Annotated in this window: 1 protein-coding gene; it reads left to right on the top strand. The window is 58.7% G+C overall.

Features of this window, described 5'->3' with window-relative positions; genetic code table 11:
* A partial coding sequence (locus tag BRAS3809_RS20015; protein ID WP_035657096.1) for a terminase gpA endonuclease subunit occupies nucleotides 1-874 on the top strand: 874 nt, incomplete at its 5' end.
* Nucleotides 875-926: the final 52 nt, after the last annotated feature.

Raw genomic sequence — 926 nt, 5'->3', positions numbered from 1 at the left:
TTCCTCGCTGGAAAGTCTTGCGCGAGCGTGGGATGCGGCGACGACGGCCGAAGCGCGCCAAGTCTACTATAACCTGAAGCTCGGTGAACCCTTCGATTCCGCTATCGACTTTTCGATGAGTTCGCTCGAATTGCGTCAACGCGCGGCGCCGATCAAGCCGCCGTTTTCGAAGGATATCGAGTTCGTGTCCGCGGGCGCGGACGTGCAAGATGGTCGTATCGAGGTGCAATTCGTCGCCCATCAACCGAACGGTGTCACCACGATCCTTAACCATGACGTTCTTCACGGCGACACGTTCGCAAGCTCGACATGGGAAAAGCTCGACGCGGCCTTGAGCCAAACGTTTCCGCTTGCAGATGGTAGGCAACTGCCCGTGTTGATCACGGGCGTCGATTGCGGCCACAGACCGGACGCCGTGATTGACTTCGTTTTGTCGCAGGCTCGAAAATCCCGGCAGGTTGTCGCGGTCAAGGGCGTTGCCGGATGGGGGCGCCCATTCATTGATCGGGGCGGCAGGCTCAAGAAGCGACTCGGGATTTATCTGGTTGGCGTGGATAGCGTCAAGGCGGCCATCTATCGGCGACTGCAAAAGCTCGAATACGGAGCGGACTACTTGCACGTGCCGGATCATCTGCCCGACGCGTTCTACGCGGGTCTCGCGAGCGAGTCTATTGAGACGACCTACGTTCACGGTTTCGCAAGATCGCGTTTCGTGAAGTCTGTCAGGGACAACGAGGCGCTCGATTCCTGCGTTTACGCCCATGCGGTGGCGGGCCTCGTCAATCGAAGCGCGATCAAAAGTCCGCCTCAGCAGCCTGGCGGCCAGTCAATCCGAGAGCTGGCCGCAAAGCTTCACGCGATTCACAATTCCTAATTCATCAGGAGACAACATGTCCAAGATCAAAGCCACCGCGGTGAGCGGGGAC

This window comes from Bradyrhizobium sp. STM 3809 (genome assembly GCF_000239795.1).
Classification (GTDB): Bacteria; Pseudomonadota; Alphaproteobacteria; order Rhizobiales; family Xanthobacteraceae; genus Bradyrhizobium.
This window is presented reverse-complemented; position numbering and strand designations above follow the sequence as displayed.